Annotated in this window: 28 protein-coding genes; 14 read left to right on the top strand and 14 right to left on the bottom strand. The window is 70.8% G+C overall.

Translation table 11 applies throughout. The features are described from left to right. The first annotated feature begins 336 nt into the window (after positions 1 to 336). Positions 337 to 873 (top strand): VOC family protein, encoded by a 537-nt coding sequence (locus EDF23_RS04035; RefSeq protein WP_123294480.1) that lies wholly within the window; start codon positions 337 to 339, stop codon positions 871 to 873. Next, positions 866 to 1,669: a MerR family transcriptional regulator gene (locus tag EDF23_RS04040; protein ID WP_207895437.1), complete on the top strand. Its 804-nt coding sequence runs from the start codon at positions 866 to 868 to the stop codon at positions 1,667 to 1,669. The genes EDF23_RS04035 and EDF23_RS04040 overlap by 8 nt, the downstream gene beginning before the upstream one ends. A 100-nt stretch (positions 1,670 to 1,769) precedes the next feature. Here the strand turns inward: EDF23_RS04040 and EDF23_RS04045 are convergent, their stop codons facing one another. Then, complete coding sequence (locus tag EDF23_RS04045) at positions 1,770 to 2,426, bottom strand: hypothetical protein (protein ID WP_123294478.1); 657 nt, start codon at positions 2,424 to 2,426, stop codon at positions 1,770 to 1,772. Beyond that, positions 2,423 to 4,162, bottom strand: coding sequence for a CocE/NonD family hydrolase (locus EDF23_RS04050; RefSeq protein ID WP_123294625.1), 1,740 nt, complete (start codon positions 4,160 to 4,162; stop codon positions 2,423 to 2,425). The genes EDF23_RS04045 and EDF23_RS04050 overlap by 4 nt, the downstream gene beginning before the upstream one ends. A gap of 116 nt (positions 4,163 to 4,278) precedes the next feature. Between EDF23_RS04050 and EDF23_RS04055 the strand changes: the two genes are divergently transcribed. From EDF23_RS04055 to EDF23_RS04070, 3 genes are all read left to right on the top strand, one after another. After that, positions 4,279 to 4,917 (top strand): TetR family transcriptional regulator, encoded by a 639-nt coding sequence (locus EDF23_RS04055; protein ID WP_123671260.1) that lies wholly within the window; start codon positions 4,279 to 4,281, stop codon positions 4,915 to 4,917. A gap of 951 nt (positions 4,918 to 5,868) precedes the next feature. Beyond that, the gene (locus EDF23_RS04065; RefSeq protein WP_131920695.1) at positions 5,869 to 6,960 is read left to right on the top strand and encodes an amidohydrolase family protein; all 1,092 of its coding nucleotides are present in this window, start codon (positions 5,869 to 5,871) and stop codon (positions 6,958 to 6,960) included. After that, on the top strand, positions 6,957 to 7,553 hold the full coding sequence (locus tag EDF23_RS04070) for a TetR-like C-terminal domain-containing protein (RefSeq protein ID WP_131920697.1): 597 nt from the start codon (positions 6,957 to 6,959) through the stop codon (positions 7,551 to 7,553). Before EDF23_RS04065 ends, EDF23_RS04070 begins: the two co-directional genes overlap by 4 nt. A gap of 59 nt (positions 7,554 to 7,612) precedes the next feature. Here EDF23_RS04070 and EDF23_RS04075 read toward each other — a convergent pair whose 3' ends face one another. Then, on the bottom strand, positions 7,613 to 8,740 hold the full coding sequence (locus EDF23_RS04075; RefSeq protein WP_207895438.1) for a LacI family DNA-binding transcriptional regulator: 1,128 nt from the start codon (positions 8,738 to 8,740) through the stop codon (positions 7,613 to 7,615). Between the two features lie 118 nt (positions 8,741 to 8,858). On the opposite strand from EDF23_RS04075, the gene EDF23_RS04080 reads away from it, so the two are divergent. The 4 genes from EDF23_RS04080 to EDF23_RS04095 all read left to right on the top strand — a co-directional run bounded on the left by EDF23_RS04080 (position 8,859) and on the right by EDF23_RS04095 (position 13,163). After that, a complete protein-coding gene (locus EDF23_RS04080) occupies positions 8,859 to 10,244 on the top strand; it encodes an MFS transporter (protein ID WP_243648805.1) in 1,386 nt (461 codons plus the stop codon). Positions 10,245 to 10,253: 9 nt separating this feature from the next. Beyond that, a complete protein-coding gene (gene nucS, locus EDF23_RS04085) occupies positions 10,254 to 10,949 on the top strand; it encodes an endonuclease NucS (protein ID WP_111083752.1) in 696 nt (231 codons plus the stop codon). A gap of 193 nt (positions 10,950 to 11,142) precedes the next feature. After that, positions 11,143 to 11,799, top strand: coding sequence for an HAD hydrolase-like protein (locus EDF23_RS04090; protein WP_123294473.1), 657 nt, complete (start codon positions 11,143 to 11,145; stop codon positions 11,797 to 11,799). Then, positions 11,796 to 13,163, top strand: coding sequence for an MFS transporter (locus EDF23_RS04095; protein WP_347812704.1), 1,368 nt, complete (start codon positions 11,796 to 11,798; stop codon positions 13,161 to 13,163). The genes EDF23_RS04090 and EDF23_RS04095 overlap by 4 nt, the downstream gene beginning before the upstream one ends. A 121-nt stretch (positions 13,164 to 13,284) precedes the next feature. On the opposite strand, the gene EDF23_RS04100 is transcribed toward EDF23_RS04095, so the two are convergent. Both EDF23_RS04100 and EDF23_RS04105 read right to left on the bottom strand, forming a co-directional pair. Beyond that, entirely contained in the window at positions 13,285 to 14,118 is an 834-nt protein-coding gene (locus EDF23_RS04100) for an NAD(P)H-binding protein (RefSeq protein WP_131920699.1), read from the bottom strand. 37 nt (positions 14,119 to 14,155) lie between these two features. Beyond that, complete coding sequence (locus EDF23_RS04105; RefSeq protein ID WP_131920701.1) at positions 14,156 to 14,794, bottom strand: nucleoside/nucleotide kinase family protein; 639 nt, start codon at positions 14,792 to 14,794, stop codon at positions 14,156 to 14,158. Between the two features lie 54 nt (positions 14,795 to 14,848). On the opposite strand from EDF23_RS04105, the gene EDF23_RS04110 reads away from it, so the two are divergent. The 3 genes from EDF23_RS04110 (at position 14,849) to EDF23_RS04120 (ending at position 16,195) form a co-directional block, all read left to right on the top strand. Next, positions 14,849 to 15,217 carry a VOC family protein gene (locus EDF23_RS04110; protein ID WP_131920703.1) on the top strand — a complete coding sequence of 123 codons (369 nt, stop codon included), beginning with the start codon at positions 14,849 to 14,851 and terminating at the stop codon, positions 15,215 to 15,217. A 76-nt stretch (positions 15,218 to 15,293) separates the two neighbouring features. Then, complete coding sequence (locus EDF23_RS04115) at positions 15,294 to 15,482, top strand: hypothetical protein (RefSeq protein ID WP_131920705.1); 189 nt, start codon at positions 15,294 to 15,296, stop codon at positions 15,480 to 15,482. 32 nt (positions 15,483 to 15,514) lie between these two features. Next, on the top strand, positions 15,515 to 16,195 hold the full coding sequence (locus EDF23_RS04120; RefSeq protein WP_165901005.1) for a hypothetical protein: 681 nt from the start codon (positions 15,515 to 15,517) through the stop codon (positions 16,193 to 16,195). Between the two features lie 4 nt (positions 16,196 to 16,199). On the opposite strand, the gene EDF23_RS04125 is transcribed toward EDF23_RS04120, so the two are convergent. From EDF23_RS04125 to EDF23_RS04145, 5 genes are all read right to left on the bottom strand, one after another. Beyond that, a complete protein-coding gene (locus EDF23_RS04125; RefSeq protein ID WP_123294468.1) occupies positions 16,200 to 16,640 on the bottom strand; it encodes an NUDIX domain-containing protein in 441 nt (146 codons plus the stop codon). 78 nt (positions 16,641 to 16,718) lie between these two features. Next, a complete protein-coding gene (locus tag EDF23_RS04130) occupies positions 16,719 to 17,309 on the bottom strand; it encodes a TetR family transcriptional regulator C-terminal domain-containing protein (protein ID WP_131920709.1) in 591 nt (196 codons plus the stop codon). A gap of 131 nt (positions 17,310 to 17,440) precedes the next feature. Beyond that, positions 17,441 to 18,763 carry a carboxylesterase family protein gene (locus tag EDF23_RS04135; protein WP_131920711.1) on the bottom strand — a complete coding sequence of 441 codons (1,323 nt, stop codon included), beginning with the start codon at positions 18,761 to 18,763 and terminating at the stop codon, positions 17,441 to 17,443. Between the two features lie 10 nt (positions 18,764 to 18,773). Continuing rightward, positions 18,774 to 20,006, bottom strand: coding sequence for an MFS transporter (locus EDF23_RS04140; protein ID WP_131920713.1), 1,233 nt, complete (start codon positions 20,004 to 20,006; stop codon positions 18,774 to 18,776). 4 nt (positions 20,007 to 20,010) lie between these two features. Continuing rightward, complete coding sequence (locus EDF23_RS04145) at positions 20,011 to 21,309, bottom strand: MFS transporter (RefSeq protein ID WP_123294465.1); 1,299 nt, start codon at positions 21,307 to 21,309, stop codon at positions 20,011 to 20,013. A gap of 255 nt (positions 21,310 to 21,564) precedes the next feature. Between EDF23_RS04145 and EDF23_RS04150 the strand changes: the two genes are divergently transcribed. Continuing rightward, positions 21,565 to 22,365, top strand: a complete 801-nt coding sequence (locus EDF23_RS04150; protein ID WP_207895440.1) for a sugar phosphate isomerase/epimerase — start codon at positions 21,565 to 21,567, stop codon at positions 22,363 to 22,365. Continuing rightward, positions 22,341 to 23,477: a Gfo/Idh/MocA family oxidoreductase gene (locus EDF23_RS04155; RefSeq protein ID WP_123294463.1), complete on the top strand. Its 1,137-nt coding sequence runs from the start codon at positions 22,341 to 22,343 to the stop codon at positions 23,475 to 23,477. Before EDF23_RS04150 ends, EDF23_RS04155 begins: the two co-directional genes overlap by 25 nt. A gap of 149 nt (positions 23,478 to 23,626) precedes the next feature. Here EDF23_RS04155 and EDF23_RS04160 read toward each other — a convergent pair whose 3' ends face one another. The 4 genes from EDF23_RS04160 to EDF23_RS04175 form a co-directional block, all read right to left on the bottom strand. Next, positions 23,627 to 24,241 (bottom strand): TetR/AcrR family transcriptional regulator, encoded by a 615-nt coding sequence (locus tag EDF23_RS04160; RefSeq protein ID WP_131844991.1) that lies wholly within the window; start codon positions 24,239 to 24,241, stop codon positions 23,627 to 23,629. A gap of 109 nt (positions 24,242 to 24,350) precedes the next feature. Beyond that, positions 24,351 to 24,887 carry a MarR family transcriptional regulator gene (locus EDF23_RS04165; RefSeq protein ID WP_131920714.1) on the bottom strand — a complete coding sequence of 179 codons (537 nt, stop codon included), beginning with the start codon at positions 24,885 to 24,887 and terminating at the stop codon, positions 24,351 to 24,353. 18 nt (positions 24,888 to 24,905) lie between these two features. Continuing rightward, positions 24,906 to 25,088: a hypothetical protein gene (locus EDF23_RS04170; protein WP_123292879.1), complete on the bottom strand. Its 183-nt coding sequence runs from the start codon at positions 25,086 to 25,088 to the stop codon at positions 24,906 to 24,908. A gap of 563 nt (positions 25,089 to 25,651) precedes the next feature. Beyond that, entirely contained in the window at positions 25,652 to 26,251 is a 600-nt protein-coding gene (locus tag EDF23_RS04175) for a hypothetical protein (protein ID WP_131920716.1), read from the bottom strand. Position 26,252: the final 1 nt, after the last annotated feature.

Here is a 26,252-nt window from a genome sequence, read left to right on the forward strand (position 1 = left end):
GCTCGGCGCGGCTGCTGTGTGCGCGCCGAACACACCCTGGTGCAGGGTGGAGAACCAGCAATGTGCGGCTGGTGAGCGCTCCGGGTGTTTCCCGGTCTGTGCAAGCTATTCGGCGCCCTCCGCTGAACGGATGGGGATCCCGTACCCCGTTACCGCATCGTAATATTTGTTGTGGGAAATGTAACCTGTTCGAGGGTCGTGTATTTTGTCGGAGCCCGTCTCGATTGAGGATCGTTCTCCGGACGCGGGCCGCCAACTCGGTGAACCGGGCCAACAGGTTGGTCCCAGAGTTCCCCGATTTGACCCTCACGCCGCGTGAGGGCAGAACGTGGACCCATGAGCAGCTACTACAACGCCTTTGAGATGAGCCCGGTCCCCGCCCCCGGCCCTGACGTGGTCGCGCCTGAGCCGTTCCACGGGATCTACGGGATGCCGTCGTTCGTGACGATCCCGACAACCGACCTGGCCGCTTCCGTCGACTTCTGGACCCGCGGCCTGGGCTTCTTCGACCTGTTCAGCGTGCCGGGCCAGCTCGTGCACCTGCGCCGGTGGGCCTTTCAGGACGTCCTGCTGGTCCCAACCGCGTCCGCTCCGGATCAGGCGCCGGCGGTGAGCTTCAGCTTCGCGTGCGTCCTGAACCAGATCGACACCCTCGTCACCGCGTGCCGAGCCCACGACGCGGGCGTGGTGAGCGAGCCGCGGGACACGCCCTGGGGCACCCGCGATGTCGAGGTGATCACGCCGGAGAAGGTGCGAGTCGTCTTCACTGCCGCGAAACCCTTCGAGCCGACCAGCCAGACCGCCAAGAACCTCGAAGCGATCGGCATCACCGCACCTGACGCCGACGGCGAGAAGAATGGAGCGCATGCCTGATGACAGCGACGCCGTGGACCTGACTGTTGGTCAGGCCGCGGCGCGCCTAGGCGTGACGGTCCGGACGTTGCATCACTGGGACGAGATCGCCCTTGCGAGGCCGTCGTCACGGTCAGCTGCCGGGTACCGGCTCTATGCCGAAGACGACCTCGAGCGGCTGCGGCGCATCGTCGTCTACCGCGAGCTGGGGCTCGACCTGGAAGCCATTCGGAACGTTCTCGACGATCCGAGTGCGGCCGTTGTCATTGCGCTGCGCGCCCAGCAGTCCCAGCTTGCGGCGCGGATCGAGCATCTCAGCGCGCTGGGCGATGACCTGGCCCGGATGGCCGACGCCCACGAGCACGGGCTGCTCATGACCAATGAGGAGCAGACCGCGACGTTCGGGCCTGGATGGAATCCGCAGTGGCCGGCTGAGGCGCGGCAACTCTACGGCGATACGCCGGAGTGGCGGCACTACGCCGAACGCTCGGCGTCACGCACCGTGGACGACTGGCAGGCCGTCGCCGATGCGTCTGCGGCGCTTGATCAGGCCCTTGCCGACGCCATGGATGCTGGTGTCGAACCCGGCAGCCCGGCCGCGGACGCTCTCGTTGAACAGCACCGCGAGGTGTTCTCCGCCTACTTCCCGATCACCCGGCAGATGCAGGTCGTCCTCGGCCGCATGCACGAAGCCGATCCGGGGTACGCCGCACACTACGACGGCATCCGAGCCGGGCTCGCCTCATGGTTGCGTCGCATCATCGACGCCGGCGCACGCGCCCGCGGCATCGACCCCGACACCGCCACCTGGCAGTAGGACTCGCAGCTCACGGTCGCGCGCGGAGCGGCCGACGTCGACGTGGGAGCGAACGCTGCCCTGAGCCAACGTCTCGTGCGGATCGCCGGCCTTCGAGTGGTCACCGCTCGTTGGCGGCTCGGCGGATCCAGGTGCGGAACTCGACGGCGAAGTGCTCGAGGTGCTGCTCGATCACCGCCGGGGCGCAGGTCGCCGGCAAGGTGACGGACAGACGTGCGGTGAAGCCGTCCTGCTCCTCGTCGAAGGAGTTCGCGATCGAGCCGATCACCGTCCCGTCCGCCAACAGCATGTGCGACCGGCGACCGGCAGTCGCTTCTGCGGCGGGCAGCTCCTGCTCGACGACGGCACTGTCGTCCCAGGGGCGCATGAAGAACGAGCAGACGTACTCGTCGAGGGTCTCGACGATGTTCACGTTGCGCCCCGGCTCGGCGTGGATCCCGTAGTGCTCCGGGTGTCCGGCGAGCATGACGTCCTCGCGGGCGAACGCGGCGCCGAGCCACGCACCGAACTGCGCGGCACTGATGCCCCGTGCACGGAGCGTGGTCGTGCCGGTTGCCTGCTCGCCGCCGGAGCGTCCGAGGTGGGCGCGGAGGAACGCGTCACCCGCAGCGATCTCGTCCTCGAGCAGCTCGAGCAGCTGGACCCGGCCGAGCTTCCGTTTCAGGAGCGCGAGCGCCCGGCGGGCGGAGAACAGCTCGAACCCGTCGATGGTCGAGTCGGTGTCCTCGCCGGCCAGGCGGACGGTCGCGCCGGTCACCGTGCGGCCCGGACGGGGAGCTGGAGGTACGAGGCCTGGTCGCCGCCGGTGTGCACGACGTGCCGCCCGGTGTTCGCGCCGACGTACTCGCGGATCGCCGGCATGAGCGTGCCGAGCAGGTTGCGGGAGCTCACGATGAACCGCAGCTGCTCGCCCGCGTGGAAGCGCAGGCCGACCGGGAACAGGTCGATCTCGATCTCGGCGACCTGCCCGGCAGCGAGCTTCTCGACGCGGTCGAACGAGTGCGCGGGGACGTCGTCGGTCGACAGCGCCTCGTCGAGGTGCCGGGCGGACACGCGGAGGCGTCCGTCGGAGCCCTTGTAACGCAGGATCGTCGCGCCGTGGTCGGTGAGGTCGTGCGCCATCGCCGACTGGTTCGGCACGGTGAACGCCTGCAGCGGCGTTCCCCAGCGGTCGAGCTTCTGGACGAGGACGAACAGGTCCATGTCGTCGGCGCCCCGGGCCTCGACGAACAGGTGCGCCTTCGGGTACCCGACCAGGACGGTCTCCTCGTCGAAGCGGGTCAGGAACGAGACGGCGTCCGGGTTCGCGTCGACGGCGTAGGACGCTTCTGCAGGTGCCTCGGGCGCGGCCGTGGTCAGTGTTCGCGTCCGGGCGTCGAGGAAGTACTTCGTCGAAGCGGCGTCCTGCGGCGGGAACGACTCAGCCGGCACGGCGACCTCGTCTCCGCCCTGCAGGTCGAGGACCGAGTACCGGACGGTCGGAGTGGTCTCCCACCCGTTGTCGGCGCCCTTGAGGAAGTGGTCGAAGAACCGGCGGAGGTCCTCGACGTTCGCCGGGTCGTAGTAGTCCGGCCACTCCTGGGTGTTGTGGATCCGGAGCCACTTCTCGTCGCTGGCGATCCGACGCCAGGCGCGGAAGGTCCCGGCGGTGTGCAGGGTGTTCGAGTAGCTCGCGACGACGTACGCCGGCACCTCGATCTGCGAGAAGTCAGGGATCTTCTGCTCCCACAGGTCGGTCATCAGCGGGTGGGCGTCGACCTCGGCGAGGATGTCCTCCTTCTGGCCCTTCCCGAAGAAGCTGCCGTCCTGCAGCTGCTGCGCGAACCCGGTGTCGGGCATGCCGCCGCGCTTCACGAGGTCGCGGTAGACGTCGCTGACGCCCTCCCACGGGTTGATCGCGACGAGGTGCGGGGGCTGCTCGGCGGCGGTGAACCACTGCGACACGGCGAGGTAGCTCGTGCCGCTCATGCCGACCTTGCCGTCGCACCACTCTTGCTCGGCCAGCCACTCGATGACGTCGTACGCGTCGCGGCCCTCCTGCCGGTCCCAGAGCACGCTGTCGCCCTCGGAGTCGACCACGCCGCGGATGTCGACGTTGCAGATCGCGTAGCCGTGCTCGACCCAGTACGCCGGGTCCGGTGCCTCGAACTTCTCGAGTCCGGACACCGTGCTGTTCGGCAGCCCGACGAGCCCGAACACCCCCATCACGCTGAGCGACGTGCCCTGCGCCTTGCCGTACGGGCTCCATGCCACGATCACCGGCACCGGCTCGGTACCGACCGGGCGGAACACGTCGACGTGGATGGTCGTGCCGTCGCGCAGCTGCATCGCGACGTCCTTGTCGAACACCGTGTCGACGGGCAGCGGCTTGAACTGCGGCGCGATCCGGAACCCGGCCTCGAGGGTTCGGGTGCCGGGCTCGAAGGGGGTGAGCACACCCGTGCGCGGCGCGGGCAGCGGGGTGGAGGGGACGGTCATCCTCTGGTCGGTCATCGTGTTCTCCTTCCTGCGGGAGTCCTCCGTGGGCTCGTCGTCGAGGCGAGCGTACGTCCGATCCGGCAAGAACTCAACGTGTGTTGAGAAACCCGTCAGCGGAGTAGATTGCGGGCATGGACGGAACGACGGAAGCAGCGACGACCTCCCGCGTGGGTCGCCGTCCCGGGGCGGCCAGCACCCGCACGACGGTCCTCGCGGCGGCGAGTGCGCGGTTCGCCAGCGACGGATTCGCCGGCACGACGATCCGGGCCGTGGCGGCGGACGCCGGCGTCGACCCTTCGCAGGTGATGCAGTTCTTCGGGTCGAAGGCCGACCTGTTCGCAGCGGTGATGGCCGTTTCCCCGTCCGCGCTCCGGCGCTTCGACACGGCCTTCGAGGGTCCGGACGAGCATCTCGGCGAGCGTGTCGTCCGGGCGTTCCTGCAGGCCTGGGAAGGCGCCCCGGAGGAGTCGGAACCGCTGATGGCGATGCTGCGAGGTGCGATGGTCAACGAGGACGCGACGGCGCAGCTGCGGGACTTCATCCAGGCCCGCCTCGTGCACGGAGCCTCCGGCGCCGATCACGAGGACCGTACGCTCCGGGCCGGGCTCGCCGCGGCCATGCTCGTCGGGATCATCACGAGCCGGCAGGTCTTCGGGGTCCCTGCCGTGCTCGCAGCCGACCACGACACCGTCGTCGCGATCGCCGGACCCGCGATCCAGAGCGTCCTCGCCGGAGTCAGTCGAGCAGACGCCGAGCGTTCCGGGTCGTGAGTTCCCGCCAACTCGTCGCGTCGTGCGGCGGCTCGGCATCGTCGAGCGCGGCGATCTGCGCGTCCACGCCCTGCGTCGGCGTCCAGCACGAGTCGCTGCGTAGAGCAGCCGGTCCGTCCCGGCGACCTCGGCGAGTACTGGCACGTCCAGCGGGAACGGCGTGCCTGCCGTGTCGAACCAGAGCCGCCGCATCGCGTCCTTCCAGGGCATCGTGCCGGCGGTGGCGCCGAACAACTGCTGGAACAGGGCGATCCGGTCAGAGAGGACCGGCAGGGTCGCGCCCGAGTGCGGCACGATGACGCGCACGTCCGGGTACCGGTCGAGGACGCCGGCGAACACCAGGTCGACGATGCTCCTGGTGCTGTCGAACATGAACTCCAGCATCGGGCGAGGACGCCCGAGGGCGGTGTGCTCCCACCCGACGGGCGAGGTCGGGTGAACGAAGACGGCCGCGCCGCGGGCGTCGAGCTCGGCCCAGAGCGGCTCCAACGCGGGATCTCCCAGGTACTGGCCGTGCGCATTGGACTCGAGGACGACGCCGACCGCACCCGGTCCCTGCAACGTGCGCCGGGCCTCCAGGACCGCACTGTCGACATCCGGCACCGGGAGGGACGCGAAGTACGAGAACCGGTCCGGGTGCGCGGCCGCGATCGCGGCGGCTTCGTCGTTGAGCGTCCGCGCGAGCTCCGCGGCTCGGTCGTCGTCCCCGAAGTGCACTCCGGGCGACGAGACGGACAGGACCGCTCGGGCGATCCCGCGGCGGTCCATGTCACCGAGCTGGCCGGCGAGCGACCAGCTCGGCCAGGCGGGCATGCCGTCCGGCTGTTCGTACCCGGCTGCTCGGGCCGCTGCGACGTAGTCCGCGGTGACGAAGTGTGCGTGGACGTCGATCAGTTCGGACATCGATGGCTCCTCGTTGCGTGTAGTGAACGATTCTGTATCGTAGACCGCATGACCACGACCATTCGCAACGTCCGCACCAGCTCCGGCGGGGTGACCACAACCGAGGCTGTCGACGTCGAGTTCGACGAGCACATCAGCACGGTCCGTCCCGCGGGGACCGTCGCTCCAGCCGGCGGTCCGGTCGTCGACGGAACGGGGCAGTTCCTCGTTCCGGGCCTGATCGACACGCACGTCCACCTGGGCTCCCCGGCGGCGCTGTCGTCCGCAGTCCGAGCCGGCGTCACGACGATGGTCGACCTCGGGACACACCCGGACTCCCTCGTCGACGAGCAGCGACGAGCACCAGGGGCCCCGGGGCTCCTCAGCGCGGGCTCGGCCGCCTCGGCACCGGGCAGCACCCAGATCGCTCGGATGGGCTTCCCGGACGCGAGCGGCGTGAGCAGCGCAGCCGATGCCGAGCGGTACCTGGACTGGCGGGCCGCGAACGGGTCGGACCTGGTGAAGATCATCATCGAGGACCCCGACGCCACCGACGTCCCCGCGCTCGTCGTCGCAACGATCACGGCCCTGGTCGACGGTGCTCGCAGCCGGGGGCTCCGGACCGTGGCCCACGTCGTGACCGCCGCGTCGTTCGTCCGCGGGCTCGACGCCGGGGTCGACATCCTCACGCACGCACCGCTCGACCGGCCGCTGCCGGGCGAGACCGTCCGTCGGATGGTCGACCAGGGCACCATCGCGTCACCGACCCTCGTCATGATGCGCGCGATGGCCCGCGCGCGGCTCGGGGACCGTGCCGACGCCGCATTCGAGAACGCCGTCGAGAGTGTGCGCCGGATGCACACCGCCGGTGTGCCAGTCGTCGCCGGCACGGACGCGAACGAGACCCCGTTCGCGCCGGTTCGCCACGGCGAGGCCCTCCACGAGGAGATGCTCCTCTTGCGGGACACCGGGATGACGAACGGCGCGGTACTGACCGCTGCCACGGACGGGGCAGCGGCGGCATTCGGTCTGCACGACCGCGGGCGTGTGGAAGTGGGGCTGCGTGCGGACCTCCTGCTCACGACCGGCGATCCCCTCGTCGACCCAGCCGTCCTCGCTCAGCCGGGCGCTGTGTGGGTCGGTGGGACACTCATCTCGTGAACGCTCCCGTCCGGCGGCGCGGTGCTGACCTCGAGCACGCGATCTTCGCCGCCACACTCGAACAGCTGGCTGACCACGGCATGGCGGGCCTCACCTTCGAGAACGTCGCCGCGGCAGCCGGTGCGGGCAAGGCCTCGCTCTACCGGCGCTGGACCGATCCGGAGCAGCTCGTCCTCGCTGCCCTCGCCTGGACCGAAGACACCGCGGAGCGGAGCGATCACCCCGGGGGGACCCGACTCCAGCCGGTCGGTGACCTCCGCGACGAACTCATCGCGTTCCTGTCCGATCTCGCGGACGGGCTCACCACCCCCGTCGGACGGGTCCTCGCACCACTTCTCCTGGAGCGAGAGCGACGACCCGAGATGTGGCAGCGCATCGTCGCACTGCTCATCGAGCCGCGCCAACGCCTCGTGACCGAAGCATTCGGACGCGCCGCGGCCCGTGGCGAGATCCCCTCGAGCGCTGTCAGCCCATCACGCGTCAGCGCTGGCGCCGCACTCGTGCTCGCCCGTCACCTCACCACTGGCCCGCTGTCCCGCGACGACATCGTCGAGGTCGTCGATGACGTCGTACTTCCCGCCCGGTCGCGGTGACCGTCGCGAGGTCGCGCTGACCGACTCGTAGGGGTGTGGCGGAATCCGGACGGGTGGGATCAGCGCACAGCCGGCGGCGGCCCCGTCGTGTCCCCCACGCGCAACTCCGAGACGAACGACGCCGGCTGCGGCTCCGCCCCCTCGAGCATCGCCAGCGCAGCACGAGCGGCAGCCTGGCCCTTCTGCACGAACGGCTGCACGAGCGTGGTCAGGTGCCGGATCGGGGTCCGGTGCAACAGGCTGTCGTCCACCGTGATGCCGTCGAACCCGACGACACTGACGTCCTCGGGCACCCGCAGCCCGGCGTCGAGGGCAGCCGAGATCACCCCGACGGCGATCAGGTCGCTCTGGGCGATGACGGCGGTGGGGCGAGGGCCATCGGCAGCGAAGAGCTCCACGCCGGCCAGGCGTCCTTCTTCCACCGAGCTCCCCGCCGTCTCGACCGCCACGACGGAGGGGTAGACCTCGCGCACGCCCCGGAGCCGTTCGAGCGTCGTGAACGCGATGCCCGAGGCGAACCGGTCGTCGTCGATCGGCCCCCGCCGACGAGCAGCGTCGAGCGGCAGCGTCACCACCGTGACCGCAGTGTGCCCGAGGTCCTGCAGGTACGCAGCAGCACGGCGCGAGGCATCCCGGTTGTCGAGCTGGACGGGCACGGCACCCTCGATCTCGTCCGCCTCGATCGCGACGACGGGGATCTGCCGGCGCCGCAGCACCGCCACGGCCGGGTCGATCCGGACGTTGCACCCGACGAGCACGACGGCGTCCATCGGGGCATCGACGAGTGGGCCGGCCCCCTGTTCGTCATCGAGCGGACTCCGGACCAGCAAGAGCGAAGCGCCCGCAGCCCCGGCGACCTCGGCGATGCCGTCGAGCGTCAGGACGTTGACGGGGTCCCGGAAGGCATCGCTCAAGCGTTCGTCCATCACGACGCCGATGACGCCGGAACGGCCTCGGCGGAGCGAACGCGCACGGGGGTCGGGGCCGCCGTAGCCGAGCTCGGCAGCGGCGGCGAGGACTCGGGCCTTGGCGTCCTCGGACACCGGGCCGCTGCCGCTGAACGCGAGCGAGGCCGTCGACGGCGCGACACCGGCGGCACGGGCGACCGCGGCCAGCGTCGGGCGCGACGGACGGGTGCCTCCGCCGCGGGAAGGCGACGCGCCGAGTGCTGTTGCCGGTTCGTCCATCGCCGGTTAGCGTAGCGGGAACAAGCGGTCGAATCGATTCGATAACGACCGACACCGAACAAAACGCGCAGCGCGACCCGCACCACGACCACCAGCAACGAAGCACGATGGGACCACCATGACGACGCCGTCCACCCGCACCGTTCCGACCACCAGGGCCTGGATCATCGCGGTGTTCGTGGTGTTCACCCTGTCCGGGCTCGACATCGCGACGTGGCTCGGCCGGATCCCGAGCGTCCGCGACTCATTGGGCGCGAGCACGTTCGAGATGGGGCTGCTCGTGCTCGGCATGGCCGTCGGTTCGATCGGCGGCCTGACCTTCGCCGGCCACATCGTCGCCAAGCTCGGCGCACGCCGCGGGATCCAGATCGCCGCCGCCTGTCTGGCACTCGGCATGGTCTTCGCCGGCATCGCGGTCACGCTCGGGTGGGGCTTCGCCGCCATCTGGATCGCCCTGATCGCCTTCGGGTTCGGCAACGGCCTGTGCGACGTGTCGATGAACGTCTCGGGCGCCGCAGCCGAGAAGGCCGGTGGGCGCACGATCATGCCCCTGTTCCACGCCGCGTTCAGCCTCGGCACGCTGGCGGGCGCCGGGCTCGGTGCCCTGGCCGAGCGGCTCGAGATCCCCGTCTCCGTGCACTTCATCGTGCTGGTCGTCATCACGAGCGCCGCGATGCTCGTCGCCGTCACGAAGTTCCAGGACGAGCACCGCTTCGCCGAGCAGGTCTCCACCGACACCAGCCCGGTCGCGACGCCGCTCACCCGCATGCAGGTCTGGGCACAGCCGTCCACGATCCTGATCGGCGTGATCGTGCTCGGCATGGCCCTGGCCGAGGGATCCGCGAACGACTGGCTGCCGCTCGCGATGATCGACGGCCACGGGCTCGACAACGCCGCCGGTGCCGGCGTGCTCACCGTGTTCCTCGCGGCGATGACCGTCGGTCGCGTCGCCGGCAGCCCCCTCATCGACAAGTTCGGGCGCGTCCCGATCCTGCGCATCAGCGCCGCCGTCGCGGTGGTCGGCCTCGGCATGCTCATCTTCATCGACAACGTGCCGCTCGCGATCGTGGGCGTCGTGCTCTGGGGCCTCGGTGCCAGCCTCGGCTTCCCGATGGGCATGTCGGCCGCTGCCGACGACCCCCGCACGGCCGCCGCCAAGGTCAGCGCCGTCGCGACCATCGGGTACGTGGCGTTCCTGGCCGGTCCTCCGCTCATCGGGTTCCTCGGCGAGCACGTCGGACTGCTCGGTGCGCTCCTGGTCGTCTTCGTGTTCATCATCGCGGCGGGACTCGCGTCGGGTGCCGCCCGTGAGACCGGCGCCGCCGCCAGGCCGACCCGTGGGGGCGGCGACGGACACGGCGGGGGCGAGCCGCGCCTCCCGGCCGACAGTGTCGACAACGCCGACAACGCGACGAGCGCTGCCAACACGACGAACGCTGCCGACGCAACCAGCACTGCTGACGCGACGAGCGCGCCGTCCGGGTCGGGACGCGACGCCCGTTAGGCTTCCCGGGTGCGTCTCGTCATCGCCCGGTGCTCCGTCGACTACGCGGGCCGGCTCTCCGCCCACCTGCCGCTCGCGACCCGTCTGCTCATGCTCAAGGCGGACGGCTCACTGCTCGTGCACTCCGACGGTGGCAGCTACAAGCCGCTGAACTGGATGAGCCCGCCGTGCTCGATCGAGATGAGCGAGCCGGACGAGGAGCAGACCGTCGGTGGCATCACCGAGGTCTGGACGGTGACGCAGAAGAAGACCCAGGACCGCCTGATCGTGTCCATCCACGAGGTCATCGCGGACCAGACCCACGACCTCGGCGTCGACCCGGGCCTGGTGAAGGACGGGGTCGAGGCGCACCTGCAGCAGCTCCTCGCGGAGCAGATCGAACTGCTCGGCGACGGCCACACGCTGGTCCGCCGCGAGTACATGACCGCCATCGGGCCGGTCGACATCCTCGCGCGCGACGACGCCGGAGCGAGCGTCGCGGTCGAGATGAAGCGCAACGCCAACATCGACGCGGTCGAGCAGCTCACGCGATACCTCGAGCTCATGAACCGCGATCCGCACCTGCGGCCGGTGCAGGGCGTGCTGGCGGCGCAGACGGTGGCGCCGCAGGCGCGCACCCTCGCCGAGGACCGCGGCATCCGCGTCCTCGTGCTCGACTACGACGCGATGCGCGGCATCGAGGGCGGGCACACCCGCCTGTTCTGAGCGCGGTCGCGTTGGTGGGTCTCCCGCCGGAACCAGGTTCCGGACACGGAACCGCGGAATCGCGTGGTGCTGTGTCCGGAACCTGGTTCCGCCCGACGGCCGCCGCCCGACCGGGAGGCCCGGTGCACGTCCGCCCCGTCGCGCGCGGCACCAGGGTGGTCCCGTCGACCGCCGCCGGTAGGGTGGGCAGGACATGACCAGCCCGTTCTCCGCCATCCTGTTCGACCTCGACGGCACCATCAGCGACTCCGCGCCGGGCATCCTCGAGAGCCTGACGCACACCTTCCGCACCGTGGGCGTCCCGGTGCCCGACCACGACACCCTGATGTCGTTCGTCGGCCCGCCGATCATGGACACGTTCCGGGTCGCGATGGGCATGGACGAGGCGCAGGCGGAGCACACCCTCGCCGTGTACCGCGAGCACTACTTCTCGCACGGGGCCCTCGACTCGACGATGTTCCCCGGCATCGACGTCGTGCTCCGCACGCTGCACGACGCGGGGCTGCCGATCTCGACCGCGACGAGCAAGCCCGAGACGCCGGCGACGTACATCCTCGAGCACTACGGGCTCACCGGGGACATCGACATCATCACGGGCGCCAGCGACGACGAGGTCCGGTCGAGCAAGGCCGACGTCGTCGAGGAAGCCCTGCGCCGCCTCGACGCCCGCGGGTTCGACATCAGCCGCCCGGTGCTCATCGGTGACCGGGTGCACGACGTCGAGGGCGCCACGGTGCACGGTGTCCCGGTGGTCTTCGCCGAGTGGGGGTACGGCTCCCCCGCCGAGGCCGAGGGCACCATCGCCACGGCCGCCACCCCGCTGGACCTGCTCCCGATCCTGCTGCCGTGACGGGCGGGACCGACGCGACCGGCGCGACCGACGCGACCGACGCGACCGGCGGGACCGACGCGACGAGCGGGCACGGCCGGACCGGCGCGACGCGGCAGGGGCTGCGTGCCGCCGCGTGGGTACTGCCCGCCGCCATCGTCCTCATCGCACTGAACTTCCGCGGGCCGATCGTCGCGACGGCCCCGGTCATCGGCGACGTCCGGCTCGACCTCGGCCTGACGTCCACGATCGCCGGGCTGCTGACGACGATCCCCGTGCTCTGCTTCGCCCTGGCGACGCCGTTCGCCAGCTGGGTCATCGCGAAGGCCGACCCCGAGCGTGCGGTGTCCCTGTCGCTCGTCATCGTGCTCGCCGGCACCGTGGTGCGCTCGATGCCGTCGTCCGCCGCACTGCTCATCGGCACCGCGGTGATCGGCATCGGCATCACGATCGGCAACGTGGTGATTCCCGTCGTCATCCGGCGGGACACCTCGCCGGAGCGTGTCGGCCTGGTCACCGGCGTCTACACGTCGGCGCTCAACGTCGGGTCGATGATCACCTCACTCGCGACCGCTCCCCTGGCGGCGCTGTGGGGTTGGCCCGTCGCGATCGCCGTGTGGGCGGTCTTCGCGGTCATCGCCGGGTTCGCCTGGACGTACGCAGTGGGTGCCCGGGCCGCGTGGCGCCGCCCCGTGCGCTCCGACGACGACGAGCCCCTGCCGATCACCGGTCCGATCGACCAGGTGCTCGACACCGGGGCGATCCGGACGATCCGCGCCGACCGGGCCGCGGCGGCCGCTGCTGCCACCGCCGCCGAGCCGGTCCGTCCCGCACGACGACTCATCACGTGGGGGCTCACGCTGGCCTTCGGTGGCCAGGCGTTCTCGTACTACGCCCTGACCGCCTGGATCCCGACCCTGCTGCACGACGAGATCGGGTTCTCGAAGGCGTCGTCCGGGGCGAGCTCGTCGGTGTTCCAGATCCTGGCCGTGGTCGGTGCGCTCGGGGTCCCGCTGCTCGCGGCGAAGTGGCGGCCGCGGGCGATCATCGCGCTCGTCGCGTTCCTGTGGCTGGCGATGCCCCTCGGGCTGCTGTTCGCCCCGCAGCTCTGGTTGCTGTGGTCGGTGCTCGGCGGCGCGGCCCAGGGCGGCGGCATCACCGTGATCTTCATCGTGATCGTGCGGATCGTGTCGAGCGACGCCGATGCCCGTCGGATGTCCGCGTTCGTGCAGGGCGGCGGGTACCTGATCGGCTCGGCCGGGCCGCTCGTCGCCGGCGCGCTGCACGGTGCGACCGGGGACTGGACGGCACCACTGCTCGTCGTGCTCGTGTCGGTGCTGACGCTCGGGGTCGTCGGCACGCTCGCCGCGCGCCGCGTGTCCTGAGCGGCGCTGCTTGTTCGCCCGCTGCGCTGCGCTGCGCTTCGTGAGCAGAAATGGTCGGGTCGCCGCACCTGACCCGACCATTTCTGCTCACGAAGTCCCGCCCGCGCCCCGCCCGCGCCCACTACCGCGCGGCGAGCACCTCGCGCAGCGACATCGGGCGCCGCCCCGTGATCCGCTCGACGTCGCCGGACACGTGCGCGAGAGCCCCCTCGGCGATGGCCGTGTAGGTGCTCACCCACGCATCGGCCTGCCACGGCTCGGGGTTCCACTGCGCACGAGACGCGTACGCCTCGTCCAACGTTTCCGGGTGGTACGTCACCGTGCGGCCACGCACCTCGGTCACCACCGCGGCGGCTTCGGCGAGCGTGAACGCCGCCGGCCCGGTCAGCTCGTACGTGCGGTCCACGTGCGCACCCGGGTCCCGCAGCACGGCCGTCGCGACCCGTGCGACGTCCGCACGGGCGACCGCCGCCATGGCGCCGTCGCCTGCCGGCCCGCGGATCACGCCGTCCTCGCCGACCAGGTCCTCGACGAAGTCCAGGTAGAAGCTGTCCCGCAGGAACGTGTACGCCGTGTCGGTCGCGCGGATCGCCTGCTCGGTCGCCCAGTGGTCGCGCCCGAGGGTGAAGGTCGCGTCCTCGGCCGCGCCGAGGAACGACGTGTAGACGACGTGCCGCACACCGGCCCCGGCAGCTGCTGCGACGAAGGTGCGGTGCTGGTCGAGCCGGTCCTCGGCCTCGGCCGCCGACACCATCAGGAGCACGTCGACCCCCTCGAGCGCCGCCCGGCTGGCGTCGGCGTCGGCGAACGTCGCGACCGTGACCTCGGCGCCGGGCAGCTCCGGCGCGCGCGCTGCGTCGCGCACGATCATCCGGAACGGCACGCCGTCCGCGGCGAGCGCGCGTGCGACGGCGCCCCCGATGTTGCCGGTCGCTCCGGTGATGGCGATGGTCATGGTCGCTCCTTCGATCGGTGTCGCGTCGTTCTGATGGTCACGTCCGCACCGTCCTGGAGGCACGGATCACCGTGGGCGCGACCCTCGCCGCGTTCACGCCGTCGACCTCCACCGCCCATGCGCGCGCGGCGTCGTGGTCGCGTCCGTGACGCATGTGCCGACCGACCAGGCGGTCGACCCGGACCCCGTCGTCGACGGCGCAGAACCAGGTATCGGTGAACAGGTCGCCGAGCGCTGCCCACGGTTCGGCATCGTCGAGCAGGTAGTTCCCCTCGGAGACCACGAGCCGGGCGGTCGGCGGGACGGCGATGCTGCCGGCGACGGGCTCGTCGATGCGGCGGTCGAAGTCCGGCGCCCACACGGTGGTGTCGGCAGCGACGAGTCGTCGGACCAGGGCGACGTAGCCGTCGGCGTCGAACGTGTCGACGGCGCCCTTGCGGTCGTGCCGGCCGAGGGCGTCGAGCGCCGCGTTCGACAGGTGGAAGCCGTCCATCGGCACCTGCACCGCCGTGCCGGCCCCGAGTCGCTCGTCGACGGCGGCGACCACGCGGCGGGCCAGGGTCGACTTGCCGGCACCGGGAGCACCCGCGATGCCGAGCACTGCCCGGGGACCCGCCGAGGCCAGCTCGACCGCACGCTCGACGGCGTCGTCGACGCTGCTGTCCGGGTGGCTCACGGCCCCATCCTGGCAGAGCGCGCCGACACCGGACCGGGGTGGTTCACTGGCGGCATGGTCGATGCGACGAAGGCGTTCAGCGGGTTCTCGGTACGGGACGTCCCGGAGGCGAAGGAGTTCTACCAGGACGTCCTGGGGGTCGAGGTCTCCGAGGACCACGGCATGCTCTTCCTGCAGCTCGGCGACGGCCACGGTGTCCTCGTCTACCCGAAGGGCCCTGCGCACGAACCCGCGGCCTTCACGGTGCTGAACTTCCCCGTGCCGGACGTCGACGCCGCGGTGGACGAGCTCACCGCGAAGGGCATCACGTTCCTGCAGTACGAGGGGATGACCGACGAGAAGGGCGTGAACCGCAAGGGCGGGCCGCTCATCGCCTGGTTCACCGACCCGTCGGGCAACGTCCTGAGCGTCGTCGCCGAGTGAACATGTTGTATTCAGAAAGCTCGCGCCGGCCCCACTGACCGCCCTACCGTCGTCCCACACCGACGAGAGGACGGCCATGACCGCTGTGGTGGGACGACACTGGACCCGCGAGGAACTCCTCATCGAACGCGCGCGGGTCCGGGCGCAGTGGGACCTCGATGAACGAGAGTTCGAGCCGACCGAGCAGTGGCGCGATCTCTTCATCGACGAGTACCTGGCGCAGGACTGGCTCGACAGCATCTCCTTCCTGCTGGGCGAGCGATGACCGGCAGTGCGGAGTCAGCGGCGCAACAGCAGATGGAACTCGCGCAGGCTCTCCTGGACGCTTGCCTGCCCGGACACGGGGCGCGAGTCGACTACGACCTCGACGTGCCGAGCGGGACGATCGTCATCCAGCCTGCTCCAGAGGCAGGAAGCACCCCGCGAGTCAGTCTGACGGTCGGAGGCGTCCACACCGCCGACGTCACGCTGTCGATGCGGTTTCGCTGGTTCGACCACCTCGACGCGCTCGAGGTGAACGAGAGCCGGTTCACCCTGTTCCTCGCAGACGACCGGCAACCGCTGGTCCGTTTCGAGTTCCAAGAAGCGTTGACCGCCACCCCGCAGTCGCACTGGCACCTGCACGCCGAGCGCGGCTCGTTCAGTGCATTGCTGGCCAGGGCGGGCGACAACGGATCAGGGCGTCGCGACGCCGCTCGGCTGTCCTCGTTGCACTTCCCGCTCGGCGGCCCGCACTTCCGACCGAGTCTCGCCGACGTGGTCGAGTTCGTCATCGTCGAGTGCGGCGTCGATTCGCTCCCGACCTGGCGGTCAGCGGTGCATGAATTCCGGAAGCATTGGCGCCGAGGTGAAGCGGCGGCGACAGCTCGTCAGTTCCCCGCCGAGACCGCCCAGGCACTCCGCGCACTCGGGTGGTCCGTCCAGCCGCCGGCACCCGCTGAGATCCCGACACAGTTCGCGACGCTGGCCGCCGGATGAGGGGTCAGCGGGTGAGCGCACCCGCCCACGCCAGTGCGACGGGTACGAGCAGCCCGTGCCGGTGGTGCGGGAGCTCGGCGATGGGCAGCCAGCGCGACTCGTCGGTCGACCCGTCGATCTCGTCGCGCAGTGTGCCGCCGACGACCGTCGCGCGGAACACGACCTGCACGGCCTTCATCGGGCGACCGTTGGCGTGGATCCGGCGCTCCGCGGGGACGACGTGGTGCCGGACGCCGAGCAGGGCGCCGACCTCGGACTCGTACCCGGTCTCCTCGCGGACCTCCCGCACGACGGCCTGCTCGACGGTCTCGTCGAACTCGACGCCACCGCCCGGCAACGTCCACGTGCCGGCTTCGGGGAAGCGCAGCTTCGCCAGGAGCACCCGGTCACCGTCCGTGATCACGCCGTACGCGGCGAGCCGGGTGTCGTAGTCGGTGTACTCCATGGGCCGACCATGCCAGGTGGGCGAGCCGACGCACGCAAGCCGCGCCGTGCCTCCCGTCCGTGCTCCCGCTCGGAGTCCTCAGGCGTCGACGCGCGCTGCTGCCCAACCGACCCGCATCCGGGCGACGGCGCGGTCGAAGCCGCTCAGTGGCTCGGCGTCGTCGCGGACCATCGCCTGCAGCTGCAGCCCCTCGAACAGTGCCATGAGCTGCTCGGCGGCGTGCCGGGGCGAGGCGCCGCGTGGCTCGCGTGCAGCGACGACGTCACGGACCAGGGCGAGGGTGAGGTCCTCGAACGCCCGGGTGTACTGGGTACGGAACCACCCGGCTGCGGGGTGGCCGGGGTTCGACGCGGCGCTGAGCACGGCGATCCGGAGCCGGACGAGGGCCGGGTCCGTGACGCCGGCCTCGAGCCGGGCACGCAGGTACGCGACGGCACCGTGCCGTTCGGCGACGGGCCACAGCGCGAGTCGGCTGCCGTTGTTCCACCGGTCGATGACCGCGACGACGAGGAGTTCCCACATCGGGAACGCTCGGCTGACCTCGGCGACCGGCACCTCGGCGTGCTCGGCGACCTCGTCCGGTCCGACCCGGTGGAAGTCCGTCGCGCGGTACGCCTCGATCGCACCGGACACGATGCGTGCACGGAGATCGGCGTCGGGCGTGGGCATGCTGACGATTGTCCGGTCCCGGGGGCGACCACGCGACCGCCAGTTCAGGGGGCGCGAAGACGGCCAGTGCCGATCGAAGGTCAGTGCCAGTCGAACGTCAGAGCCGGTCGAAGGTCAGGGCCGGTCGAAGGTCAGGGCCGGTCGAAGGTCAGCGTCTCGTCGTCCGGGGCGGTGACGGCGCCGGTCCGGGCGAACTCGGCCCAGATCGCACGGAAGGCCCGGCCGCGCCGCTCGACCTCGGGCCAGTCGCGGTCGGGGACGAAGCGGGTGCCGGCCCAGGCCTCGCGGCCGCCGAGCAACAGCGGCAGGTCGCTCATGTGGACGGCGCCGGTCGGCGCGGTCGTCACGCCACGGAGGAGCCGGTAGGACGTCGCCCGCCCGCCGGCTCGACGATGCCGCGCGGTGAAGCGTCGGACGTCGCGGCCGTAGATGACGTCGGAGAGCGGACGGACCACCCACCAGCGGAGCGCCGGGCGCAGGATCCGTGACCGAGCGACCCGCGACAGACCGCGGACCAACGGCACGTACATGCCGGTCTCGTCCGTCGCGGAACCGATCAGGACGTCGACGTCGGGAGCGACTCGGCTCCAGGCGTCGTCGAGGTCGCGTTCGGCGGGCAACGGGGCGAACCCGTACTGGGTGCCGAACGGCATCCCGCCCGCGAGTCCGTACGGCGCGGCCGCCCGGGTGCCGAGGGCCTGCCGTTCGAGCAGGTCGTCGAGCGGGGTGTCGGCGTGCACGGCACCGACGGCCCGGATCATCGCGCGGTTCATCCGGGAACGACCGCGCGACAGCCCGAGCGGTGCGCTCTGGATGATCGCCCGGCGGAACAGCCCGGCCGCGCCGTCGCTGATCATCAGGTGGGCTGCTGCGTCGCCGCCGGCGGACTGCCCGAACACCGTGACGAGGTCGGGGTCGCCACCGAACGCGGCGATGTTCGCCTGCACCCAGCGGAGCGACTCGAGCAGGTCGAGCAGTCCGAGGTTCGCCGGGATCGACGCCCCGTCGCCCAGGAACCCGAGGACCCCGAGCCGGAAGGTCACCGACACCACGATCACGCGCTGCTCGGTCACGAGGTCGCGGGCGTCGTAGATCGGCAGGTCGCCGCCGCCGATGACGTACGAGCCGCCGTGGATCCAGACCATCACGGGCAGGCGCTCGTCGGGCGTCACGTCGGCGGGCAGCGTGATCGACAGGCGCTGGCAGTGCTCGTCGACGGTGATCTCCTCGACCTCGCCGAGCAGCTGGTCGACGAACTGCGCGTGCGGCTGCGGCGCCACGGGGGACGGCGTCGACGCATGCAGTTCGCTCGCGAAGGGCGGCATCGGCTCCGGCGGCGCGAACCGGTCGGCCCGCGCGTAGGGGATCCCGAGCACCCGGACGACGTCACCGTCCACCGTCCCGACGATGCGACCGGCCGGGGTGTCGAACGGGGCAGGCGTCGCGTCGAGCATGGGCTCCACGCTACCGAGGGTCGCTGACCCGCTCGTGGGTCGGTTCGGCGACCGGACGCAGCGACCCGGATGCGGCGAAGGCGGCCACGAAGAGCACGGCGATCAACCAGAGCGCGCTGAGCGCGCCGACCTGCTCGGCGATCGCGCCGATGACGGGCGGGCCGGCGAAGTTCGCGAAGTACCCGATCGACGCGACGACGCTGACCCGGGCAGCCGGGTTCGGGCCGCTCTGCGCCGCTGCCGACATGCCGAGCGGGAACCCCATCGAGACGCCGACCGCCCAGAGGACCACGCCGATGAGCGTGAGCCACCAGGTCGTGCCGACGATGAACAGGACGGCGCCGAGGATGCCGAGCGCGGTCGTCCAGCGGACCGTCCGGACCCGTCCGAGTCGATCGACGACGGGGCCGGCGAAGACGCGCGTCGCGGCCTCGGAGACCGCGAACACGGTGAAGAAGAGGGCCCCGACCGTCGCCGTCTGGCCGTGTCCGTCGGTGGCCGCCAGGGCGAGCCAGTTGTTCGCCGACCCCTCGCCGAGTTCGACGCCGAGCATCACGACGCCGATCAGCAGCAGTCGGACGTCCGCCCAGCCTCGCGCCCACTGCCGCAGGCGCTGCCGCGGGGTGAGCGTCGTGTCGTGTTCCTCGGCGCGCGTGCCGTCCGGGATCGCACGCATGGCGATCACGCCGACCACCAGGATCACGACGGCCTCACCGATCAACTGGGCCGAGGGGGTGATGCCCAGCCATGCGCAGAGGGCGGCGATCCCGGCGCCGAGGGCCGCGCCTCCCGACCAGGCGGCGTGCATCAACGGGAGCAACGTGCGACCGGCGAGCGCCTCGATCGCCGTGCCCTCGACGTTCGCCATGACGTCGAGCGCGCCGATCCCGGCACCGGCGACGACGAACCCGACGCTCGCCAGCGGCACGGAGTGCAGCGCAGCGGCGATGCCGATGAGTGCCAGTGCGGCGGGGACCAGGACGGCGACCGCCGTCAGGGCGCGTCGGCCGCCCAGGCGCCGGAGCAGCGGGGCGGCGCTGAGCAGCCCGCCGATCGAGCCGATGGTGACCCCGCCGAGCATGAGGCCGATGGTGCCGATGTCGACACCGAGTTCGACGCGGAGCTCCGGGAGCCGGGGACCCCAGCCGGCCAGGCTGATCCCGCCGATGGCGAACGCGACGATGATCGCGTTCCGCCACCCGGCGAGCTGGCTGCGGTCCACGTCGACCCCGGAGGTGTGCATCCGGCTATCGAACCCGCTTGATGGGGATCACCACAAGGGCACCGATGATGGCGATCGCGCCGGCGGCCCAGCACATGAGCGTGTAGTTGTCGGCGGCGTCGCCCGACCCGATCTTCAGGAAGAACAGTGCGACGGCCGGAGCGAGCGACTGCGGCAGCGCGTTGGCGATGTTGATGACCCCGAGGTCCTTGCCGGGCCGGTCGGCGTTCGGCAGCACGTCGACGACGAGCGCCGTGTCGATGGCCGAGTAGATGCCGTACGCGAAGCCCATGATGACCTCGGCCACGTAGAAGCCGTTCACGGTGTCGGCGTGCGCGAGCACGACCAGGCCGACGGCGAACATCGCCGTCGAACCGCCGACGAAGACCTTGCGCCGGCCGATCTTGTCGGACGCCCAGCCGGACAGCGCCGCGCTGACCAGGAGCGCGATCGTGTAGAGCAGCACACCGAAGGCGACGGCCGCGGTGGCCTCCTTCGCGTCCTCGATGCCGAGGTGCTTCTCCATGTAGAGCAGGCGGTAGGTCGTGAACATGAAGGTGGCGAAGATGATCAGGAAGCGTGACCACCAGGCGAACGCGAAGTCCGGGTTCTTGATCGGGTTCGTCCAGAACGAGGCGATGAGGTTCAGGAACGTGAACTTCTTCAGCTTGTACGTCGGCAGGTCGTCACGGGCGACCACGGCGTACACCGCGACGAGGATGATCGCCAGGATGCCGGGTGCGATGAACAGCACGGGCAGGTTCGCGACGAAGAACACCGACAGGTAGGTGCCGGCGAGCACGGCGATGTTCTGCGCGAGGGCGATGATGCTCGACGAGCGGCCGCGCTGCAGCTGGGGCACGTTGTCGGCGAAGCTCGCGAGCAGGGTGGCCAGCGTCGCGTTGGCGGCGAGCTGGGCGAGGAGCCAGGCCAGCGTCAGGTTCAGGACGTCGGGCGAGTAGGCGATCCAGGCGAGGGCGATCGCGAACACGACGACACCGCTCAGCAGCCAGGGCCGACGACGACCCCAACGGGTGCGGGTGCGGTCGGACAGCGCGCCGGCGAGGGGGTTCATGATGAGCGCACCGAACGCGCCGATCGGCAGCACCGAGCCGATGACGTTCGCCGCGTCGTCGCCGACCAGGGCCTGCGCCTTCAGCTGCATGCTGACGTAGACCGGTGCCATGAGTGCGACGAAGAGGCCGAACTGCCCGAGGAACAGGGCGATCTGGTAGCCGATGCCCACCTTCACGGTGCTGATCGGCTGGGTGATGCCCTCTTCGGGGTGCAACAGTGCCGGGCTGCCGGGTTCGGGTGTGCTCATGACGCCTCCTCGAGTCGATGCTGGTGGCCAAAACCATCCTGTGCACGGTTTTGACTGGCTGAGCATACATCGACAGGTGTCGTTCATGTACTGACGTGCGACACGGGGGGACGCAAAAACTACACACCGGGTGGTTTTTGGGGTAGCGTCGTCATCGATCTCGCCGTGGAGCATCGCTCCTCGACGGACTGCGACACCCGGTGCTTCGACACCTGGGAGTCGCGACCCCCAGACAGGACCGAAGGAGCCTCTGCAATGCCCACCACTTCTGTGCAGCTGTACTCGCTGCGAGACGCCATCGCCGAAGACCTCGACAAGGCCATCGCCCGTGTCGCCGAGATCGGGTACGAGAACGTCGAGCCCTACGCGTTCGTCGAGCGTGCCACGGACCTCGAGCGTGCCTTCGCCGCGACCGGCCTCAAGGCGCCGTCCGGCCACGTCGCCGTGATCGACGCCGAGGACACCGCGCCGATCTGGGACGCCGCCGAGCGCCTCGGAATCCAGACGGTCATCGACCCGTTCATCCCGACCGACCGCTGGCAGACCGCCGACGACGTCGCGAAGATCGCGGAGCGCGTCAACGTCCTGACCGCCGAGGCAGCCTCGCGCGGCCTGCAGTTCGGCTACCACAACCACCAGTGGGAGTTCACGAACAAGGTCGACGGCCGCACGGTCTACGACCACTTCGTGTCGCAGATCAGCCCGGAGACCGTGCTCGAGCTCGACACCTTCTGGGCCACCGTCGGTGGCGCCGACGCCCCCGCCGTCCTGAAGGCACTCGGCGACCGCGTCGTCGCCATCCACGTCAAGGACGGCAAGGTCGACGGTGACATCCTCACCGCACTGCCCTCGTCGGAGAGCGCGCTCGTCGTGCCCGAGGCGCTGCAGCGTGCGTTCGAGAACCAGACCCCCGCGGGCCAGGGCGACGTGAACGTGGCGGGCATCCTCGCCGCGGCGCCGCAGGCCATCCGCGTCGTCGAGTTCGACGCCTACTCGGGCGACGTCTTCCAGGGCATCACCGAGTCCCTCGCATGGCTGAAGGACAACGACAAGTGAGCCGCATCGGAGTCGGCATCATCGGTGCGGGGAACATCTCGGACCAGTACCTGACGAACCTGACCCAGTTCGCCGACGTCGAGGTCCTGATGGTCGCCGACCTCATCCTCGAGCGCGCCGCGTCCCAGGCCGAGAAGTACGGCGTGCCCGCGTCCGGCACGGTCGAGGAGCTCCTCGCCCGCGACGACATCCAGATCGTGGTGAACATCACGATCCCCGCCGAGCACGCCAAGGTCGGGCAGCAGATCATCGCTGCCGGCAAGCACACCTGGAGCGAGAAGCCGGTCGCGACGAACGCCTCGGACGCGCAGGAGCTGCTCGCAGCCGCTGCCGCCGCCGGTGTCCGCTACGCCTGCGCCCCCGACACCGTCCTCGGTGCCGGCATCCAGACCGCCATCCGCGCCATCGCCCGTGGCGACATCGGCACGCCGCTCACCGCGACGACGATGTTCCACGTGCCCGGACCGGACCAGTGGCACCCGGACCCCGAGTTCCTGTACGCCCAGGGCGCCGGTCCGCTGTTCGACATCGGCCCGTACTACGTCACGACGCTCCTGCACGCCTTCGGCGCCGCCTCGCGCGTGCAGGCCGTGTCGTCGAAGTCCCGCGAGACGCGCGTGATCGGTTCCGGCCCCCGCGCCGGCACCGAGTTCGCCGTCGAGGTGCCCACGCACCACGCAGCGCTCATCTCGTTCGAGGGCGGCCAGTCGGCCCAGACGACCCTGTCGTTCCAGCACGCGCTGCCCCGCAACGGCTTCGTCGAGATCAACGGCTCCGAGGGCACCATCGTGCTGCCGGACCCGAACGTCTTCGACGGCGACAGCACGCTGTGGACGCTCGGCAAGGACGAGCCGACCACGCTGACGCACAAGGGTTCCACCTGGGGCCGTGGCACGGGTGTCGTCGAGCTGGCCCGCGCGATCGCCGAGGGCCGCCCGGAGCGCGCCTCCGGTGCCGTCGCGTCGCACGCGCTGGACGTCATGCTCGGCATCCGCGACGCCGCCGAGTCGGGTCAATCCGTCGAGATCACCTCGTCGATCGACCCGATCCAGCCGCTCCCCGAGGACTTCGACCCCGCCGCCGCGGTCCTCGCCGAGGCCGCGAACGCGTAGTCACGTCGTGCGTCGCGCACCGCGCCGCACTTGGTGAGCAGAAATGGTCGGGTCCCGAACGGGGACCCGACCATTTCTGCTCACGAAACGCACGCGCCACGCGCCACGCTCGCGCCGCGCGCACGCCACGCGCACGCGCACGCACGCGCTCACTCCGGCGGCGCCGGCACGATCTGCTCGAGCAACCGCAGCACCTTCTCGCCGTCGACGGCCTCGGGGTCGAGCAACCACTGCACCTGCAGCCCGTCGGACGCCGCGATGCTCAGCGAAGCGAGGTCGACCGGGTCCAGGTCGCCGCGGATCCGTCCCGCCGCCTGGTCCGCCGCGATCAACGCGGCCAGGTCGGCCCGGAGCCGCGTGAACCGCTCCCGCATGAAGTCACGGGTCGCCGGGTGCCCCTCCTGCACGGCGTCGGCCGCGAGCGTCGTGTAGAGCTGCACCAGGCCCGGCACCGCACGGTTGCGCGAGGCACTGTCGCGCATGTCCCCGATCGCCGACTTCAACCGGTCGGGCGCCCCCTGCTCGCGCACCTCGTGCTCGCGGTAGACGGCGAGCAGCAGTTCGTCACGGCTGGGGAAGTAGTGGCGGAGCGCCGCGTGGGTGATCCCGAGGGCTTCGGCCACAGAACGCAACGACGATGCGTCGACGCCCTGTTCCGCGACCATGCGGATCATCTCGTCGAGGATCTGGGTCCGGCGCTCGGCTCCCTTGCGGTACCCGCCGCGTCGCGGCGGGGCCGCGTCGTCGTCGGCGGGGTGCGTCATGCACCCAACTTACCGCTGGAAGGTTTTTCCGCCACCGTCTGGAGGCCCGCAGCGATCCGGTACCGCGCCTCCCGTCGACGGGTGGTCGCGTCGACCGCCTCGGGTCGCGTCAGTCCTGGTCGTCGACGGTGTACTCGTCGACCGGTGCCGGCTCACCGTCGGCGAGCGCGTCGACGATCCTGGTCAGCGACTCCGCGAGGACGGCGTTGTCGGCATCGGACAGGTGGTCGAGGACCCCGACCACGGCCTCGTGGAAGCGGGCGTACGAGGCATCGATCTTCTCGGCGGCGAGGTCCGTGGGTTCGAGGACCTGCGCGCGACGGTCGGTGGGGTGCGCGGTGCGGACGAGGAGTTCCTTGTCGACGAGCGCGTCCACGAGCTTCGTGACCGAGGCGTTCGACACGGTGAGCATGACGGCGAGGTCCTTCGGGCCCATGGTGCGGCCGTCGCGGTGGGCCTGGAGCATGTACCGGATCGCCAGGGACTCGTTCTTGCTCAGCCCACTCTCGATGCGTGCGGACTCGATCTGCTGCTCTTCGGCGTGCTGGAGGCGCAGCAGGGCGTCGACGGCGGTCTTCGCAGCCCGGGAACGGGGCTCGCGGCTGTAGAGGTGGTTGTGCTCTCGACGGACGACGGTCAACGGCATGTGATCATGCGCTCCTTGCTACGCGGCGGGGACGGTGAAGAAGTCGGCGTACGCCGGCTCGGCGCGACCGGCGAGGAGCGACGGGTCCTCGATGCGGCGCTCGACGTAGGCGTCGATGACGGCCGGGTCGGTCAGACCGATGCGGGTGTGGCTGCCACCGATCCGTGCCGCCCGAGGCATCCCGGAGTACGTGCTGTGCATGTCTGATCCCGCCCTTCTGCGGCCGTTCGTCCCCTGCGGACGCTCGAACTCTTTCACGACGTGAACGTTTTCCGCAACGAACGGTTCGCAAACTGTACGTTTCGCGCGCCGAACCGTTCGCTTCGCACATCAGCGCGCGGCGGGGGCCTGCGGTCGAAGACCCTCCGATACGCTGCACATCAGATGCCACTCTCGCCGGGGAGTGCATCCGGGCAAAGTTGAAGCCCACCACCGCAGCAACGGTGGTGGGCTTCGATCAGCTCTCCGAGTGGAAAGCCAGGGAAACAAGTCTTCCCGAGCTGAGCGCTCGGGAGCAAGTGTACGCGGGCACGCTCGCGTACGCATCCCTGGCTCTCCGCTCTTTCGTGTCGGCCGGCTGACACCGAGAGGAGGACTCGATGTCGAAGGACAACGAGTCCGACCGCAGGCGTCAGGTTCCGTGGTTGGGGATCGCGAGCTTGCTCGTGACCGTGGCGCGGTTCTTGTACGACCTGGGGCGGAAGGGCTAGGTGCTCGAGGCATCCCGCGGCGGTTCCATCGTCGCGGGATGCCTTCCGGAGCCGTCAGACCATCGCTGCGGCCATCACCGCCACCGCGATCCCCATGGCAAGCGTCTCGACGACGGGGAGCGCGCGGGTCCGACGCCGGATGCCGTCCCGCACCATGTGGGCGGTGAGCAGCAGGTAGCCGGTGGTCAGGCCGCCGAGGACGACCTGCCACGTCACGGCGACTGCGCCGCCGTGTCCGTGCACGCCGACACCCGCCGTGCCGGTCATGCCGGGGTCGTGCGCCATGCCGACGCCCAGCGCGCCCATCACCAGCAGACCGAGCGCCGCGTGCAGTCGCCCGAACCGACCGTGCGCCGACGCGACCCGGACCGCCGGAGCCGACCCGGGCCTCCCGACCGAACCGGACGCACCAGACGCGCCGGACGCACTCTGCACCCGGTGCACCGCGGCGACCACGACGGCCAGCAGCGCGAGCACCACGAACCAGAGCACCCCGGGCAGCACGCGCGGCCCGAAGGCCCCGTCCACCATCGCGGCCACCATCACCACTGCCGCCACCACGTCGACCGCACGGCCGGGGCGCCACGCCCCGACCGTGCAGCAGGCCCCGGCGGACGCCGGCACGATCGCGGCGAGCCCGAGCAGGTCGGTCACG

The sequence above is a fragment of the Curtobacterium sp. PhB128 genome (assembly GCF_004340725.1).
Classification (GTDB): domain Bacteria; phylum Actinomycetota; class Actinomycetes; order Actinomycetales; family Microbacteriaceae; genus Curtobacterium.

What these genes read in the sequence shown, in the direction of transcription:
- EDF23_RS04035 (WP_123294480.1), top strand. Translation starts at nt 337, where the DNA reads ATGAGCAGCTACTACAACGCCTTTGAGATGAGCCCGGTCCCCGCCCCC.
- EDF23_RS04040 (WP_207895437.1), top strand. Translation starts at nt 866, where the DNA reads ATGCCTGATGACAGCGACGCCGTGGACCTGACTGTTGGTCAGGCCGCG.
- EDF23_RS04050 (WP_123294625.1), bottom strand. Translation starts at nt 4,162, where the DNA reads ATGACCGACCAGAGGATGACCGTCCCCTCCACCCCGCTGCCCGCGCCG.
- EDF23_RS04055 (WP_123671260.1), top strand. Translation starts at nt 4,279, where the DNA reads ATGGACGGAACGACGGAAGCAGCGACGACCTCCCGCGTGGGTCGCCGT.
- EDF23_RS04065 (WP_131920695.1), top strand. Translation starts at nt 5,869, where the DNA reads ATGACCACGACCATTCGCAACGTCCGCACCAGCTCCGGCGGGGTGACC.
- EDF23_RS04075 (WP_207895438.1), bottom strand. Translation starts at nt 8,740, where the DNA reads ATGGACGAACCGGCAACAGCACTCGGCGCGTCGCCTTCCCGCGGCGGA.
- EDF23_RS04080 (WP_243648805.1), top strand. Translation starts at nt 8,859, where the DNA reads ATGACGACGCCGTCCACCCGCACCGTTCCGACCACCAGGGCCTGGATC.
- EDF23_RS04090 (WP_123294473.1), top strand. Translation starts at nt 11,143, where the DNA reads ATGACCAGCCCGTTCTCCGCCATCCTGTTCGACCTCGACGGCACCATC.
- EDF23_RS04100 (WP_131920699.1), bottom strand. Translation starts at nt 14,118, where the DNA reads ATGACCATCGCCATCACCGGAGCGACCGGCAACATCGGGGGCGCCGTC.
- EDF23_RS04110 (WP_131920703.1), top strand. Translation starts at nt 14,849, where the DNA reads ATGGTCGATGCGACGAAGGCGTTCAGCGGGTTCTCGGTACGGGACGTC.
- EDF23_RS04115 (WP_131920705.1), top strand. Translation starts at nt 15,294, where the DNA reads ATGACCGCTGTGGTGGGACGACACTGGACCCGCGAGGAACTCCTCATC.
- EDF23_RS04120 (WP_165901005.1), top strand. Translation starts at nt 15,515, where the DNA reads ATGGAACTCGCGCAGGCTCTCCTGGACGCTTGCCTGCCCGGACACGGG.
- EDF23_RS04125 (WP_123294468.1), bottom strand. Translation starts at nt 16,640, where the DNA reads ATGGAGTACACCGACTACGACACCCGGCTCGCCGCGTACGGCGTGATC.
- EDF23_RS04130 (WP_131920709.1), bottom strand. Translation starts at nt 17,309, where the DNA reads ATGCCCACGCCCGACGCCGATCTCCGTGCACGCATCGTGTCCGGTGCG.
- EDF23_RS04135 (WP_131920711.1), bottom strand. Translation starts at nt 18,763, where the DNA reads ATGCTCGACGCGACGCCTGCCCCGTTCGACACCCCGGCCGGTCGCATC.
- EDF23_RS04140 (WP_131920713.1), bottom strand. Translation starts at nt 20,006, where the DNA reads ATGCACACCTCCGGGGTCGACGTGGACCGCAGCCAGCTCGCCGGGTGG.
- EDF23_RS04145 (WP_123294465.1), bottom strand. Translation starts at nt 21,309, where the DNA reads ATGAGCACACCCGAACCCGGCAGCCCGGCACTGTTGCACCCCGAAGAG.
- EDF23_RS04150 (WP_207895440.1), top strand. Translation starts at nt 21,565, where the DNA reads ATGCCCACCACTTCTGTGCAGCTGTACTCGCTGCGAGACGCCATCGCC.
- EDF23_RS04155 (WP_123294463.1), top strand. Translation starts at nt 22,341, where the DNA reads ATGGCTGAAGGACAACGACAAGTGAGCCGCATCGGAGTCGGCATCATC.
- EDF23_RS04160 (WP_131844991.1), bottom strand. Translation starts at nt 24,241, where the DNA reads ATGACGCACCCCGCCGACGACGACGCGGCCCCGCCGCGACGCGGCGGG.
- EDF23_RS04165 (WP_131920714.1), bottom strand. Translation starts at nt 24,887, where the DNA reads ATGCCGTTGACCGTCGTCCGTCGAGAGCACAACCACCTCTACAGCCGC.
- EDF23_RS04170 (WP_123292879.1), bottom strand. Translation starts at nt 25,088, where the DNA reads ATGCACAGCACGTACTCCGGGATGCCTCGGGCGGCACGGATCGGTGGC.